Annotated in this window: 12 protein-coding genes; 4 read left to right on the top strand and 8 right to left on the bottom strand. The window is 74.4% G+C overall.

Annotation, left to right across the window (positions count from 1 at the left end; all coding sequences use genetic code 11):
• Window positions 1-54: 54 nt before the first annotated feature.
• Window positions 55-1,470: an FAD-dependent oxidoreductase gene (locus NFS20_RS16490; RefSeq protein ID WP_251152890.1), complete on the top strand. Its 1,416-nt coding sequence runs from the start codon at window positions 55-57 to the stop codon at window positions 1,468-1,470.
• Window positions 1,471-1,581: 111 nt separating this feature from the next.
• Here NFS20_RS16490 and NFS20_RS16495 read toward each other — a convergent pair whose 3' ends face one another.
• The 5 genes from NFS20_RS16495 to NFS20_RS16515 form a co-directional block, all read right to left on the bottom strand.
• On the bottom strand, window positions 1,582-2,019 hold the full coding sequence (locus tag NFS20_RS16495) for an arsenate reductase ArsC (protein WP_251152891.1): 438 nt from the start codon (window positions 2,017-2,019) through the stop codon (window positions 1,582-1,584).
• Between the two features lie 26 nt (window positions 2,020-2,045).
• On the bottom strand, window positions 2,046-3,056 hold the full coding sequence (locus NFS20_RS16500; RefSeq protein ID WP_251152892.1) for a metalloregulator ArsR/SmtB family transcription factor: 1,011 nt from the start codon (window positions 3,054-3,056) through the stop codon (window positions 2,046-2,048).
• Entirely contained in the window at window positions 3,053-4,156 is a 1,104-nt protein-coding gene (gene arsB, locus NFS20_RS16505) for an ACR3 family arsenite efflux transporter (RefSeq protein ID WP_285821144.1), read from the bottom strand. The genes NFS20_RS16500 and arsB overlap by 4 nt, the downstream gene beginning before the upstream one ends.
• Window positions 4,157-4,256: 100 nt before the next feature.
• Window positions 4,257-5,282, bottom strand: a complete 1,026-nt coding sequence (trxB, locus tag NFS20_RS16510) for a thioredoxin-disulfide reductase (RefSeq protein WP_251152893.1) — start codon at window positions 5,280-5,282, stop codon at window positions 4,257-4,259.
• Between the two features lie 70 nt (window positions 5,283-5,352).
• Window positions 5,353-5,907 (bottom strand): hypothetical protein, encoded by a 555-nt coding sequence (locus NFS20_RS16515; RefSeq protein ID WP_251152894.1) that lies wholly within the window; start codon window positions 5,905-5,907, stop codon window positions 5,353-5,355.
• A 284-nt stretch (window positions 5,908-6,191) separates the two neighbouring features.
• Between NFS20_RS16515 and NFS20_RS16520 the strand changes: the two genes are divergently transcribed.
• Entirely contained in the window at window positions 6,192-6,842 is a 651-nt protein-coding gene (locus tag NFS20_RS16520) for a fasciclin domain-containing protein (RefSeq protein ID WP_251152895.1), read from the top strand.
• A 145-nt stretch (window positions 6,843-6,987) separates the two neighbouring features.
• On the opposite strand, the gene NFS20_RS16525 is transcribed toward NFS20_RS16520, so the two are convergent.
• A complete protein-coding gene (locus NFS20_RS16525) occupies window positions 6,988-7,611 on the bottom strand; it encodes a dihydrofolate reductase family protein (RefSeq protein ID WP_251152896.1) in 624 nt (207 codons plus the stop codon).
• A 128-nt stretch (window positions 7,612-7,739) separates the two neighbouring features.
• Here NFS20_RS16525 and NFS20_RS16530 point away from each other — a divergent pair, with 128 nt between their 5' ends.
• Entirely contained in the window at window positions 7,740-8,435 is a 696-nt protein-coding gene (locus NFS20_RS16530; RefSeq protein WP_251152897.1) for a M23 family metallopeptidase, read from the top strand.
• Between the two features lie 7 nt (window positions 8,436-8,442).
• Here the strand turns inward: NFS20_RS16530 and NFS20_RS16535 are convergent, their stop codons facing one another.
• Window positions 8,443-8,847, bottom strand: coding sequence for a hypothetical protein (locus tag NFS20_RS16535; RefSeq protein ID WP_251152898.1), 405 nt, complete (start codon window positions 8,845-8,847; stop codon window positions 8,443-8,445).
• Between the two features lie 243 nt (window positions 8,848-9,090).
• On the opposite strand from NFS20_RS16535, the gene NFS20_RS22170 reads away from it, so the two are divergent.
• Window positions 9,091-15,162, top strand: coding sequence for a PKD domain-containing protein (locus tag NFS20_RS22170; RefSeq protein ID WP_285821145.1), 6,072 nt, complete (start codon window positions 9,091-9,093; stop codon window positions 15,160-15,162).
• Between the two features lie 69 nt (window positions 15,163-15,231).
• Here NFS20_RS22170 and NFS20_RS16560 read toward each other — a convergent pair whose 3' ends face one another.
• On the bottom strand, window positions 15,232-15,627 hold the full coding sequence (locus NFS20_RS16560) for a RidA family protein (protein ID WP_251153048.1): 396 nt from the start codon (window positions 15,625-15,627) through the stop codon (window positions 15,232-15,234).
• Window positions 15,628-15,700: the final 73 nt, after the last annotated feature.

The following is a 15,700-nucleotide window of genomic DNA, read 5'->3' on the forward strand; positions in this document are numbered from 1 at the left end:
CTATGGATACGTTGATCCTGGTTGATCGAAGTTCGTCGATGCGAGGAGAGTGCGATGAGCGTGGAGCGTGCAGAGCTGCCGGTCGTGGTGATCGGCGCGGGCCCGGTGGGGCTGGCGGCGGCGGCACACCTGCTGGAGCGCGGGCTGGAACCGCTGGTGCTCGAGTCCGGCAGCGGCCCGGGTGCGGCCGTGGCGTCGTGGGGTCATGTGCGTCTGTTCTCGCCGTGGCGGTACGACGTCGACGCCGCGGCCCGGCGCCTGCTGGAGCCGACGGGGTGGGTCGAGCCGGACCCGGACACCCTGCCGACCGGCGGGGAGCTCGTCGGACGGTACCTGGCGCCGCTGGCGGCGACCCCGGCCATCGCGACGCGTCTGCGCACCGGGACCCGGGTGCTGGCCGTGGCGCGAGACGGCGCGGACAAGACACGGACCCTCGGACGGGAACGCAGCGGCTACCGGGTCCGCACCGTCGACGCGAGCGGGGTGGTCCGCGACGTCCTCGCCCGCGCGGTGATCGACGCGTCGGGAACCTTCTCGACGTCGAACCCGCTGGGCGTCTCGGGTCTGCCCGCAGCCGGCGAGCCGGAGGCCGCCGCGTACGTCACCGGACCGCTGCCGGACGTCCTCGGATCGCAGCGCGACCGGTTCGCCGGCCGCGACACGCTCGTGGTCGGGTTGGGGCACTCCGCGGCGAACACGCTGCTCAGCCTGGTCGAGCTCTCGGAGTCCGAGCCGGGCACCACCGTCACGTGGGCGATCCGCGGCGGCTCGGCCCGACGCCTGTTCGGCGGGGGCACGGACGACGAGCTCCCGGCGCGGGGCCTGCTGGGCACGCGCCTGCGCTCCGCCGTCGAGGCGGGGCGCCTGACCCTGCTCACCCGGGTCTCGATCGAGCGACTCGTCCCCGGCGGTGAGACCGTCCAGGTGCTGGGGACCGCGCGCGACGGCGCCCTCAACCTCGACGTGCACCAGATCGTCGACGCCACCGGGTTCCGCCCCGACCTCGACATGCTGCGCGAGGTGCGTCTCGACCTCGACCCCGTCGTCGAGGCCCCGACCGCGCTGGCCCCGCTCATCGACCCGAACCAGCACTCGTGCGGCACCGTGCCGCCGCACGGCGAGCAGATGCTGTCCCACCCGGACGACGGCTTCTACCTCGCCGGCATGAAGTCCTACGGGCGCGCTCCGACGTTCCTGCTCGCCACCGGCTACGAGCAGGTGCGCTCGATCGCCGCGGCGCTGGCCGGGGATCGCGCTGCGGCGGACGCGGTCGAGCTGAACCTGCCGGCGACCGGCGTCTGCTCGAGCGACCTGGCCCTGGCCGCCGACGGCGAGGCCGCCGGCGGGTCGTGCTGCGGCACCGCCCCGGCCGAGCCGCAGCTCGTCACCCTCGGCGTCGGGGCACCGGTGGGCGTGGGGTTCGCCACGGGCGTTGCGCACGGGCGTTCGGGCGACGGCCTGGACACGTGAGCCTGCGGACCGCGGCCCTCGCCGACATGGCGGGGGTCGCACGGACGACGCTGGCCTGACGTGCATCGGCCGGGACCCCGTGGGGTCCCGGCCGGCGTCGTGGTGCGGGGGTCAGGCGGTGGCCACCTGGACGGGCGTGACGCCGAGCTCGTCGAGGAGCGTGAGGACGCGGTCGCGGATCTCGTCGCGGATGGGGCGCACGGACTCGATGCCCTGCCCGGCGGGGTCCTCCAGGGCCCAGTCCTCGTAGCGCTTGCCGGGGAAGATCGGGCACGCGTCGCCGCAGCCCATGGTGATCACGACGTCGGACGCCTGCACGGCGTCGGTCGTGAGGACCTTGGGCTGCTCGGCGCGGATGTCGATGCCCTCCTCGAGCATGGCCTCGACGGCGACGGGGTTGATCTGGTCGGCCGGCGCGGAACCGGCCGAGCGGACCTCGACGGCGCCGCCGGACAGGGCGCGCAGGTACCCGGCGGCCATCTGGGAGCGGCCGGCGTTGTGGACGCAGACGAACAGGGCGGACGGCTTGGCGGTGGTGGTCTCGGTCATGGCGGTCTCCTGGTGGGCGGGGTGGGTCACCGGTCGGTGAGGGTGAGGTCGGGCAGCAGGTCGGTGAGCAGGACGCGCACGCGAGTGTCGAGCTCGTCGCGGATCGCGGCGACGCCGGCGGGGGACGCCAGCGCGGGGTCGCCCACGAGCCAGTCCTCGTACCGCGTGCCGGGCAGGACCGGGCAGACGTCGCCACAGCCCATGGTGATCACGACGTCGGCGGCGCGGACGGCGTCGTCGGTCAGCGGCTTGGGGAACGCCTCGCCCTCGGTGGTGCCGAGGGCTGCGAGCTCGGGACGCACCGCGGGGTGCACGTCCGCGGCCGGTGTGGAGCCTGCGGAGCGCACGACGACGCGGTCGCCGGCGTAGCGGCGGACCAGGGCCGCGGCGAGCTGGGAGCGGCCAGCGTTGGCGACGCAGACGAAGAGCACCTGCGGGCGGGCGTCGGGCTGTCGGGACAGGTCCGCGAGGCGTTGGCGGGCGAAACGGTCGGTGAGGGTGAGCAGGTGGGCCGAGACCGTGGCCGAGCGGGCGAGAGCCGTGTACGACTCGCGCACGGTCCGCACCACGACGCCCGTCTCCAGAGCCGGGTACCGGGCGGCCAGGTCGGCGGCGAGGCGGTCGAGCGCCGCGTCGACGTCCTCGAGCCCGGTCAGCTCGTGGGGCGCGACGAGCGCCTCCAGGGCGGCCGGGGCGAAGGACTCGAGCAGGGTGGAGACCGCTCCCTTGTAGCCGGGGGTGATGCGGTACCAGACCCAGGTGCCACGACGCTCGGAGGTCAGCACGCCGACGTCGCGCAGCACCTTCAGGTGGTGGGACACGGTCGGCTGGGAGACGTCCGTGAGCGCCACGAGGTCGCACACGCACGCCTCCCCCGCCGGAGAGGTCGCGATGAAGGACAGCATCCGCAGGCGCAGCGGCTCCGCGAGAGCCTTGAGCGTGGTGGCGACGGCGCCGGCGACCTCGGTGCCGATCGCGTGGGACTCGATCTGCGGGGCGCAGTCCGGGTCCGCGACGGTCAGGGGGGTGGTGGTCATGACCTCACCTCTTCCAGCTCACGTGCAGGGGTCGTGGCGGCGTACGGGTCGACGGCGAACCAGCGGCGCGCGAGCCACAGGGAGACGTAGACGAGGCCCACCAGGACCGGGACCTCGATGAGCGGACCCACGACGCCGGCCAGGGCCTGGCCCGAGGTCGCGCCGAAGGTGCCGATCGCGACGGCGATCGCGAGCTCGAAGTTGTTGCCCGCGGCGGTGAACGCGAGCGTCGTGGAGCGTGCGTAGCCGAGCGCGAGCATCTTGCCGACGACGATGCCGATGCCCCACATGGCGGCGAAGTAGACCAGCAGCGGGAGCGCGATGCGGGCGACGTCGAGCGGGTTGGACGTGACGGCCTCGCCCTGCAGGGCGAAGAGCAGGACGATCGTGAACAGCAGCCCGTACAGCGCCCACGGCCCGACGGCGGGCAGGAACCGGTCCTCGTACCAGGTGCGGCCCTTGGCGCGCTCCCCGACCAGGCGGGAGGCGAACCCGGCCGCCAGCGGGACGCCGAGGAAGACGAGGACGTTGAGGGCGATCTGCCCGACCGAGACGCCCAGGCCCTGGGTGTCCAGACCGAGCCACCCGGGCAGCACGGTGAGGTAGAAGTAGCCGAGCAGCGAGAACGCGACCACCTGGAACACGGAGTTGATCGCGACCAGCACCGCGGCGGCCTCGCGGTCCCCGCACGCGAGGTCGTTCCAGATGACGACCATGGCGATGCAGCGGGCGAGACCGACGATGATCAGCCCGGTGCGGTACTCGGGCAGGTCGGGCAGGAAGACCCAGGCCAGCGCGAACATCAGCGCCGGCCCCACCAGCCAGTTCAGCACCAGCGAGGAGACCAGGAGCTTCTTGTCGCCCGTGACCGCGCCGACGCGGTCGTAGCGGACCTTCGCCAGCACCGGGTACATCATGACCAGCAGGCCGAGCGCGATCGGGACCGAGATGCCGCCGACCTCCATCGCCGTCAGCGCGTCCGACAGCGCGGGGACGAACCGGCCCAGGACGAGGCCGGCGACCATCGCGAGCCCGATCCACAGCGGCAGCCATCGGTCCAGCGTGGACAGGCGCGGCGCGGTCGCGGTGGGGCCGCTCACGCGAGGACCTCCTCGATCTCGGCGACCAGCGCCTGCTTCGGGCGCGCACCCACGACGGACCTCACGAACTTGCCGCCGGCGTCGGTGACGGTCACGGTGCTCATCGGACCTCCTCCAGCGCCAGCGGCAGCTCGTCGGGGTTCGGGGTCTCGGGCGTGCCCGCCCGGTGCGGGAGGCCGACTGCGCCCTCGAACCGGTCGGCGAGCGCGGTGAGGTAGCGCTGGGCGTCGAGTGCCGCCGCGCACCCCGACCCGGCCGCGGTGATGGCCTGGCGGTAGGTGTGGTCGACGGCGTCGCCGCACGCGAACACGCCCTCGACGCTGGTCGCGGTCGTGCGACCGACGACCTGGACGTAGCCCTCGTCGTCCAGGTCGACCTGCCCCTTGACGAGCTCGGTGCGCGGCTCGTGGCCGATCGCGACGAAGAGGCCCGTGGCGGGCAGGGCGCTCTCGACGCCGGTCACGGTGTCGCGCAGGCGCACGCCCTCGACCTTGCTCTCGCCGTCGATGCCCACGACCTCGGAGTTCCACGCGAACTCGATCTTGGGGTCGGCGAGGGCGCGGTCGGCCATGATCTTCGACGCGCGCAGCTCGTCGCGGCGGTGCACGAGCGTCACCTTCGAGGCGAACCGGGTGAGGAACGTGGCCTCCTCCACCGCGGAGTCGCCGCCACCGACGACCGCGATGTGCTGGTCACGGAAGAAGAATCCGTCGCACGTCGCGCACCAGGACACCCCGCGCCCGGACAGGCGCTTCTCGTCGCCCAGGCCCAGCTCGCGGTACGCCGACCCCGTCGCGAGGATCACCGCGCGAGCACGGTACGTCTCACCGTTGCCCGTCACGACCGTCTTGACCGGTCCCTCGAGGTCGAGCAGCGTCGCGTCGTCCCACTCGATGTGCGCACCGAACCGCTCGGCCTGCGTGCGCATGCTCTCCATGAGGTCCGGCCCCATGATCCCGTCCGGGAAGCCCGGGAAGTTCTCGACGTCCGTCGTGTTCATCAGGGCGCCGCCGGCCGTCACCGAACCGGCCAGCACCACGGGTGCCATACCTGCGCGGGCCGCGTAGATCGCTGCGGTGTACCCCGCCGGCCCGGAGCCCACGATGATCACGTTCTGTATCGACATGTGTCTATGTTGACATCGATCGATGTAGCGCGCAAGGAGCCGCTCGAGGGTCGGGGCGACGTCCCGTTCGCTAGCGCGTCGGCGGCAACACGACCTCCCGCGTGCTGGTGAGCACCGTGACGGGCTCGTCGGCCGGCAGCCCGTCGACGTGCACGACGCTCGTGCTCGGGACGACGTCGAGCGTGCACGGACGGGTGTCCGTGGCCGCCCTCCGGCCGAACGTGAAGGCGAGGGTGCGCTCGGCGGCGTCCCACTCGACGTCGACCGGGGTGAGCGGGCACGAGCTCGACCCGACGGTCACGACGTTCACCGTCTGCGGCTCGCCACCCCTGGCGAAACCGACGCCGTGCTCCTCGGGGTCGACCGCCGGACGGAGCTCGCCGCCCTCCGCCGGGAGCCCGAGGTAGGTGACGTCGGCGACCGACCTGACGTGCACGGCGGGGTCCGCGACGCACGCCGTCAGCCCGAGGCCCGCCACGAGGGCGACTGCCGCGCCGACGGCGGCGCGCGTCGCACGACCGCCGGCCGGGCGGGTCCTCCGGGTCGTCCCGGTGTGCCGGGTCGATCGAGCCTCCCGGGTGGTCCTCGTCCGGGTCGCCCGCGTCGTGGTCGTGCTCCAGGTCATGGCTCGTCCTTCCGTGCGGTCCGCGCGCCGGGCGACGTCCGTCCCGGTCGCGCGACCCACGCTCGTCCTGAGGCCGCGTCGGCCGCATCGGGCGATCGCGCACGACCGGCGACGCGGGGACTCAGGCACACCTCGGCGGCACGACCGTCCCGGCTGAGGCCCCTCAGACGGACCTGGTCGCCGTCCGGTGCATCCGCGCGGACCGTCCCGGGGGAAGAGCAGGTGGACGTCGCCACGACGTCCGGCGGCCCCGGGCCGCCGTGCTCCGACGAAGGGACTCGACGATGAACCTCCGACGCACGCTCCGCCGCACCACCGCCGCCATGACGGCGGTCCTTCTCGCCTCGACGGGCGTCGCGGTCGCCGCGACCTCGGCCTCCGCCGCGCCCGGCACCACCAGCCTGGCCTCCGTGCTCGCCGCGGACGGCGACACGTTCGACCGGAACTGGTACGACTTCGACATCGTCGACCAGGCGGTCGCCGCCGTGCTCGCCGCGAAGCCGGACAGCCCGGTCGCCGTCCTCGCCGACGGGACGGTCCCGCTCACCGCGTTCCTGCCCAACGACCGCGCCTTCCAGCTCCTCGCGTTCGACCTCACGCACCGGTGGCAGCGGACCGAGAGCGGCACGCTGACGGCGATCGCGGAGGCCGTCGGCATCGACGCCGTCGAGCAGGTGCTCCTCTACCACGTGGTCCCGGGCGCGACGATCGACGCCCGCACCGCGCTCGCGTCCGACGACGCCGCGCTCACCACCGCCCAGGGCGGCACCTTCCGCGTCGACGTCCTGAGCAAGAAGCTCGCCCTCGTCCGGCTGGTCGACCAGGACCGGAACGACCTCAACCCGTTCCTCGTGGCGAGCAGGCTCGACCTCAACAAGGGCAACGTGCAGATCGCGCACGGGATCTCGGCCGTGCTGCGCCCGCTCGATCTCTGAGCCCTCGCACCACACCCCGACGGTTCGGCACCCCGACGGTCCGGCACCCCGTGCGCCGCTCGGCACCTCGTGCGCTCCTCGGCGTCTGCAGCTGCCGGACGAGCGCACGAGGTGCCGAACCGTCCTCCGCGCGTCAGTCCTCTCGTCAGGCAGGACCGGTGTCGTCGGACGCGGGGCGGAGCCGGAAGCGGAGGTGGGTCACGCGCTCGCCCGGGGTCACGTCCGGGCCGTCGAGCACGTACGGGGCCGGGCCGATCGCGTCGAAGAACCGCACGCCGTCGCCCAGCAGGACGGGGACGAGGTCGAGCACGACCTCGTCGAGAAGACCGGCCGCGAGCGCCTGGCTCGCCATCTCGCCCGCGTTGACCGCGACGTCGAGGCCGCCGGCGAGCTCGTGCCCCGCCGCGACGGCGTCCTCGATCCCCGTCGTGACGAACCGGAAGGGCGCGCCGGGGTGCGCGTCGACCCACTCCTGCGGGACGGTGTGCGTGAGCACGACGACGGGCTTGTCGAGCGGGTGCGTCCCTCCCCAGCCGTCGGTCATGTCGAAGAGCCGCCGACCCACGACGAGGACCCCGATCTGCGGCATGACGGCGCTCAGGTAGCGGTGGTCGGCCGGTGACAGGTGGAAGTGCACGTCCGGGTTCGCGCTCGGGAACTCCTGGTCCCCGCCGTCGTACCAGGCGAAGAGGTGCTCGAACCCGGTGCCCTGCGGTCCCGCGATGAACCCGTCCAGCGACACGCTCGCGCTCGTGGTCACGATGCCCATGCCGTCCGCTCCCTCCGTCTCGACGGCCCGCGCTCCTGCGCGAGCCCACCCGTGGTCCGACCGGACCGGTGCTCCCGACTCATCGGCCTGCGTACGGTGGGACCACTCGCCCGACCCCGGAGGTCCGTGTGCCCGAGCCCGTCGTCCTCTCGCTGCCGTTCACCGGACGGTGGCTCGTGCAGAACAGCCCGGCGCGGCGGGTCCCCAGCCACGGCGTCGAGCTCTACGGCATGCGGTACGCGATCGACTTCGTCGGCGTCGACGAGCGGCACCGCACGAGCCCCGTCCGCGACTGGCGGACCGTGCTCACGACCGAGCCGCCGGAGCGGTTCGTCGCGTTCGGGCGACCGGTCCTCGCGCCCGGTGCGGGCGTCGTCGTGCACGTGCACGACGGAGAGCCCGACCACGAGGCACGGCGGTCACCGTTCGCCCTGGCCCCCTACGCGCTCGGCCAGGCTGGGCGCGTGCGGCAGGGCCCGGCGGCGATCGCGGGGAACCACGTCGTCGTGGCGCTCGCCGGGCGGCGCGCGTGGGTCACGCTCGTGCACCTGCGGCTCGGGTCGCTCCGCGTCCGTCCGGGCGAGGAGGTCGCCGAGGGCCAGGTGCTCGGCGAGTGCGGGAACTCGGGGAACTCGACGCAGCCGCACGTGCACGTGCAGGTCACCGACAGCCCGGACCTCGCCGTCGCGCGCGGGCTCCCGACGGCGTTCCGCGACTTCCGCGAGCGGCCGCACCGGGGTGGTGCGGCGCTCGAGCGCGACGTCGGCGTGCCGGACGAGAGGTCCGTGGTGGAGCCGCTCGCTGCCGGTCCGGCAGGCTCCTAGCCGGGCGTCACGCCTGGCGCACCTCGTGCGCGCGCTGCCAGGAGCCGACGAGGCGGCCGTCGTCGGTCACGAGCCGGAACGGGGCGAGGGGCAGGTTCCCCGCCCGCAGCCGGGACCGCAGGACGTCGAGCGCCGCGGCGTCGTCGACGGCGCCGAAGACCTCGCCCCGGACCGCACCACCCGCCGTGACCACCTGGTACCGCGTGGTACCCGTGTCGCTCACGTGCACCTCGTGGGCGTGCTGCGCGACCTCCTGGGCGACCTCCCGTGTCGGGAGCTCGTGCCACGTGCGGTCCTCGGTCTCGAGCTCCCACGTCCCGTGGGTCGCCTCGGGACGGACCGTGTACGAACGGTCCTCGGAGGCCGCGCGCCACGCGTCGTCCTCCTGCGCAGTCCACCGCAACGTGCTCATCACATCCCCTGACGGCCAGACCCGGCACCGGCGTTCACCCCACGTCGGGCTCGAACAGTGTGACCCATGGGCGGGCGTGGACGAACTCGACCGCCTGGTCGGTGTGTGAGCCGGGCCCCCGGCCGTGGCGAGCCCGCGGCCCCCACCTGCGACGACGCCGAACTTCACCCTCGACACCCTGCGGTGCTGCCCCCAGGATGAAGGCGCTCGGCCACTGCCGGCCAGACCCGACGGGAGACCTGCATGCGCACCGCACGCGCCCTGATCGCCGGTGGCCTCGCCGCCGTCCTCGCCGTGGGAGGGTCGGTCGTCGTCGCGGCACCGGCCTCCGCGAACGCCGCGACGTTCCTGTTCGGCAAGGCCGTCTACGGCCCGAACGAGGTCGTCCTCATCGAGACGGGCGGCCTCACCCGGGACTGCGACTTCATCGAGACGACGTCGGACGTGTACGTCGTGCCGACGGGCACCGTCGGTCCCGGCGGCAGCCTGTCCGACGTGAGCGGGACGCCGAACACGCTCCAGAGCTTCCTGCTCGGCAGCGCGGTGATCGACGAGCAGGTCGCGATCACGGCGCCGGGCGGCACTCTGGGCACCGGGACGTACGACGTCGTCGAGGACACGTGCCAGAACGGCGTCTTCGACGGCTCCGACTCGATCCAGCGCGAGGCGTTCTCCGTCGCGATCCCGAGCAGCGTGCCCGAGCTGCCGAGCGGCGCGATCGCCGCCATGAAGTCCGCGGCCTCGGCCGAGGCGGACCACTGGCGCGACGCCGCCCTGGCGTACACCGTGCTCTTCACCGCGTACAGCACGTACGAGCTCGTGTCGTCGGCGATGGTCCGCGACATGAAGGGCTTCATGATGTTCTACCTGACCTACGTGTGCAGCACCCCGCTCGTGCCGGCGGCACCGGGTGGGTCGCCGGTCAGCCCGTGGTGCCCCACGGTGAGCATCCAGGACACGCTGCGGCTCCAGATGGAGGTCGTGCGCACGGTCGTCAACCACTCGCGCCACTACGAGGGCATCGCGGCCGACCCGCCGGACCCCGACTTCGCCGACCCCGCGCTCCCCGGCGCCGTCGCGACGTTCGACTGGCCGTCCGGCGACCCGGTCGGCACGGCGCTCGCCGACTGGGCCGACACCGCGGCGCAGGGCGAGACGCTGACCCAGGCCTATCTCGCCTCGATGGAGAAGTACCAGGGCGCCGCGGAGCAGGACGACGTCGCCGCGGCCCTCATGCACGGCCGGGACGTCCAGGCCCGCGCGGCCGACCTCGCCCTCGTCCTCGAGCAGCAGGACGCCGCCGCGGCCGCGCTCACCACGACGCTGGACGAGCAGGGCGTGGACCTCGACGCCGCCGTCCAGGACCTCCGCGACCTGCAGGCACGTGTCGCCACGGACGGGCTGACCGACGAGGAGCAGCGCCACCTGCGCAACGCGGGCTTCTCGACGACCGAGATCACGGAGCTGAACCGGGTCCTCGTGGAGGACGTCGAGCTCGAGCACCCGTTCGCGTCGGTCCAGGACCTCGTCGACGCGCAGGCCGCGGTCAACGGATCGATGTCGTCGGCGTTCGTCGGCGTCGCCGACGCGATGGACCCGGTCGTCGCGGAGCTCGAGACGGCGGTCGCCGCCCGCGGCGTCCCCGCGTACCCCGTGGTCGACGCCGGCGGCCCCTACGCCACGACGGTCGGCGCCCCGGTGCAGGTCGCGGCGTCGTGCGCGGACTGCGCGCAGGCGGCGTGGGACCTCGACGCCGACGGCGCCTTCGACGACGCGACCGGCCCGACGGCGACCGTCACCCCCACGAGCACGGGCGACACGCTCGTGGCCGTGCAGGTGACCGACGGCGGCGGTCGCCTCGGCGTCGACGTCGCGACGCTCTCGGTCGCCGCGCGCGACCCGGGCGTGACCCTCGGCGGCCTCACCCCGCCGCCCGACGGGGGCGTCGTCGAGATCCCGCTCGGTTCCGCCGTCGAGCTGACCGCCACCGGAACGGGGCCGGCGGGCGAGACGCTCACGCCGCAGTGGGAGCTCGACGGGCAGCCGGCCGGGACGGGTGGCACGTTCACCGTCACGGCGACGACCGCCGACCCGGCGGCCCGCGACGTGCGCGTCACCGTGTCCGACGGCACCTCACGGCGCACCGCGCACTGGTCCGTGCTCGTCACGCACCCCGACGCGGACGCTGACGGCTGGACCGCGAACGCCGACTGCGCCGACGACGACGCCGCCGTGCACCCGGGCACGCCGGAGGTCCCGGGGAACGGGCTCGACGACGACTGCGACCCGGGCACGCGCGACTCCGGTCCGCCCGAGGCGGGGTTCGACGTCGGGCCGCAGCCGGGGATCCTCGGCGAGGAGGTCACCCTGACCGACACCTCGACCGACCCGGACGGCGAGGTGCGCGACCGGGCGTGGGACCTCGACGCGGACGGCTCGCCCGACGCGACGACCCGCGAGGTCGTGCACACGTGGACGACGGCCGGCCCCCACCCCGTGACGCTCACCGTCACCGACGACGACGGCGAGAGCGCGAGCGTGACCCGCGAGGTGGTCGTCACCGACCGCCCGGTGGCGGCGTTCTCCGTCGAGCCGGCCGAGCCCGAGGTGGGCGCGACCGTCCTGCTCGCGGACACCTCGACCGACGCGGACGGGATCGCCTCCTGGGAGTGGGACCTCGACCACGACGGCACGACGTTCGACGTCGACAGCACCGAGCAGTCCCCGCAGCACGTGTTCGCGGCCGACGCGACGGTCGCGCTGCGCGTCACGGACGCGCTCGGCGCGATCTCGGAGGTCGTCACGCGGCGCGTCGACGTGTCGGGCCCGCCCGTCGCGTCGTTCGAGCCGCTCCCGGCGGGCGGCCGCACCGACGTCGCGCTGCTCGCCCACGGCGCGACCGTCGTCGGGTCGTCCAGCCAGGCGTCCGCGACGTACGCGCCGCAGGAGATGGTGGACGTCGACTACCCGGACGCCTCCCGCCCTTGGCGCACCGCGAACGGCCAGGTCACCGACCAGTGGGCGACGCTCCGGCTCGGGGCCGACTACCTCGTGAGCGCGGTCGAGCTGCGCTCCGCGGCGTCCGGCGCGCGCGTGCGCGACGTCGAGCTCGCCGTCTCGACGACCGGCACCGACCCGGCGGACCTCACGACGGTCCTCCGGGGTCGCGTCGCGAACGACGCCACGCTGCAGACCTTCGAGCTCGACCGCCCGGTCGCCGCACGGTACGTGCGACTCGACGCCAAGGACCGCTGGGGCACGACGGCCTACCTCGCCGTCGACGAGCTGCGGCTCCTCACCGGGCAGGTGGGCGACGCGACGGTCACCTTCAGCGACGCCTCCCAGGACCCCGACGGGGACGTCGTCGCGTGGGTGTGGGACTTCGGCGACGGGGCGACCTCGACCGAGGCGAGCCCGACGCACACCTTCGCGGCGCCGGGCACCTACCCCGTGACGCTCACCGTCACCGACGCGACCGGCCGCACGGCCGGCACGACCCTGCCCCAGACCGTCGTCGGTCCGCCCGCGGTCGCGGCCACCGGGCCCGCGTCCGTCGCGGAGGGGTCGGGCGCCGCGTTCCGCGACACGACCCCGACGACCGACCGCGGCGTCGTGGACCGCACGTGGACCTGGGGCGACGGCACCACGACCGCCGGCACCGTGGCCCCGAGCCACTCCTTCCCCGACGACGGCACGTACGACGTGACCCTCGCCGTCACCGACACCTTCGGGCAGCGGGCGAGCACGACCCGCTCGGTCACCGTGACCAACGCCCCGCCGACGGCCGACGCCGGAGCGAACGCGTCGCTCTTCGTCGACGCCCTCTGGACGCCGGCCGCGAGCGCGACCGACCCCGGCACCGGCGACCGCGGCACGCTCGCGTGCCGCTGGGACTTCGGGGACGGCACGACCGCCGACGTGCAGCCGTGCTCGACGAGCACGGTCCGCGTGCCGCACGCGTACACCGCCGCGGGGACCTACACCGCGACGCTCACCGTGACGGACAAGGACGGCGGGACGCGGACCGACACGACGACGGCGACCGTCGGCACCCGACGGTCGTACCTGTCGGTGCACCCGGTCCCGGGCACCGCCGCAGGCGGCGACGTCGACGTGCGCGCGGTGCTGTGGGACCGCGAGTCGTGGGCCCCCCTGGGCGGGGCCCCGGTGACGCTCGCGCTCGGTGCGGAGTCCCGCACGCTGACGACCGACGCCGACGGCGTCGTGCGCGCGACCCTGCCCCTCGCCGGGTCCGAGGGATCGGTGACGGGGACGTTCGCCGGCGACCGCGTCCGCGGTGCGGCCACCGACACGGACGCGGTGACCACGGCCCTGCGCCCGCCGGGCGACGTCGTGTTCCTCGTGGACGAGTCGGGGTCGATGGGGACGTACCAGGCCGCGGTGCGCAACAACGTCGTCTCGATCTCGAACCAGCTCGCGGCGGGCATCGACCACCAGATCGGCCTGTGGGGCTTCGGCGCGGGCAGCGACCACGACCTCCCGGGCCGCGCCGGGTACCTCCCGCACCTGCACGTCCCGCCGACGGACAACCTCGACGAGGTCTCCGCGGCCGCGGCGGCGCTCACCACGAGCGGCGGCACCGAGCCGGGGGTCAACGCGATCGTCGACGCGCTCGGCCCGACGGCCGGGCTGCGGCCCGGCGCGGGCGTGTGCCTCGTCCTCGTCGCGGACGAGCCGGTCCAGCAGGCCCTCGGCGTGACGCTCGCGGACGCCCGCGCTGCCCTCGCCGCGCGCGGGGCGGTGCTGTACTCGATCGTCACGCCCGGTGCGGGCTCGCAGGGGTACCAGGACCTCGCGGTCGAGAGCGGCGGCGCCGTGTTCGACATCGGCACGTTCGGCGCGAACCCCACGCCGGTGCTCGAGGCGCTGCTGTCGGGCTGCGTCACGCAGATCACGCAGCGGCCCGACCTCGTCGTCACGATCGACGACGGCCGCACCGAGGTGGGCGCCGGCGAGCAGGTGGAGCACACCGTCACCGTCGCGAACGCGGGCGAGGCGGACGCGACGGGCGTCGCGGTGAGCGTCGACCTCCCGGCGGGCGCGACGTTCGTCGCCGCGTCCGACGGCGGCACGGCCACCGACGGGACGGTGACGTTCCCGACGACCGACCTCGCCGCCGGCGCCGAGCTGGTCCGCACGGTGACGGTGCGCGCGGACGGCGGTCACGGCGACGAGCTCACGGTCACCGCGACGGCCACGGACGACGGGACGCACGGTGCGGACCTCACACCCGCCAACAACACCGCCACGGACACGGACACGGTGGTCGCCCGGCCTCGCCTGACGATCGTGACGCGCGTCGTGAACGACGCCGGCGGGGCGGCCTCGCCCGCCGACGTCGCGGTCTCGGTGACGCGCGACGGCACCGTCGTCGCGGTCTCGTCGGGATCGGGGTCCGGCGTCACGCACGAGCTCGCACCGGGGACGTACGCGGTCGCGCCCTCGACCGTCCCGGCCGGCTACGCGGAGGGCGCGCGCGACGGCTGCACGGCGCCGCTCGACCTGGCGTACGGAGACCACGTGACGTGCGTGGTCACGGTCGACGACGTGGCGCCCGTCCTCTCCTCGACCGTCACCGTCGAGGGCGGGACGGCCGCCGTCGACGACGTCGTGCTCACGCTCGACGGCACCGCGGTCACCAGCGGCTCGCCGGTCACCACCACCGCCGGGGTGCGGACGCTCGTGGCGACCGCGCCCGCGGGGTACGCGGTCGCCGTCGGCGGGGACTGCGCGGCGGACGGCACCGTCACCCTGACGCTCGGCCAGGACGCCGCGTGCACGGTGCACGCGACGTTCCTCGAGACCGACACGGACGGCGACGGCGTGGACGACGGCGAGGACGTCTGCCCGGCCTACCCCGACCCGGCGCAGACCGACACGGACGGCGACGGGACCGGCGACGCGTGCGAGCCGTGGTCGTGGCCCGTGGGCGGCTTCTACGCGGTCGGCGCGGACGCAGCGCACGCCGACGGGGACGACGTGTACTTCTGGGGCTCGCAGTGGGCCGGCCGCAACGCGGGCGGTCCGGCGGCCTTCAAGGGCTTCGTCGGTGCGGGCGGCGTGGCCCCCGTGTGCGGCGGGACCTGGACGTCGCGCCCGGGCAACAGCTCGCACCCGCCGGCGACCGTGCCGCCCTTCATGGCGGTCGTCGTCACGTCCGACCCGGTGAAGACGGGGTCGACGACCACCGGCACGGTCGAGAAGGTCGTCGTCGTGCGGACCGACGCGGGGTACGCGGGGAACCCGGGTCACCCGGGCACCGGAGAGGTGGTGGCGACGCTCTGCGGGTCGTGAGGATCCGCGCCCCGCACCGCCAGGCCGGATGCGGGCGTCCCGCACGTCGCGCGGGACGCCCGCCCCGGCTCACGCGACGGCCGTGCCCGTGAGCTCGACCATCTGCCCGGGGACCGCCAGGCGCGACACCCCGAGCATCGTCGTGGTCGGTGCCACCCCGGCGGCGCCGAGACGCGAGGCCAGCACCCCGTGGTGCCGGAGAAGCAGATCGGTGTCCGTGCTGTGGACGTCGAGCCGCACGAGGTTCGCCAGGGACATCCCGGCCGCACCGAGCACGGCCTCCACGTTGTCGAGGCTCAGCGCGAGCTGCGCCGCCATGTCCCCCTCGAACCGGGGCGAGCCGTCGGTGCCGGTTGCCGTCTGGCCCGAGCAGTACAGGGTCCGGGTGTGCCCCGAGACCAGCTCGCCCTGGTTGAAACCGAGCTCCTCCGACCACGTCACCGGGTTGATCGCCGTTCGTTCCACTGCCACGTCAGTCTCCGTCCGCTCATCGAGGTAAGCGCTCGCGCCGGCTCGACAGCCGTCGTCCGTGCTTCGT

The sequence above is a fragment of the Cellulosimicrobium sp. Marseille-Q4280 genome, from assembly GCF_943181405.1.
Taxonomy (GTDB): Bacteria; Actinomycetota; Actinomycetes; order Actinomycetales; family Cellulomonadaceae; genus Cellulosimicrobium.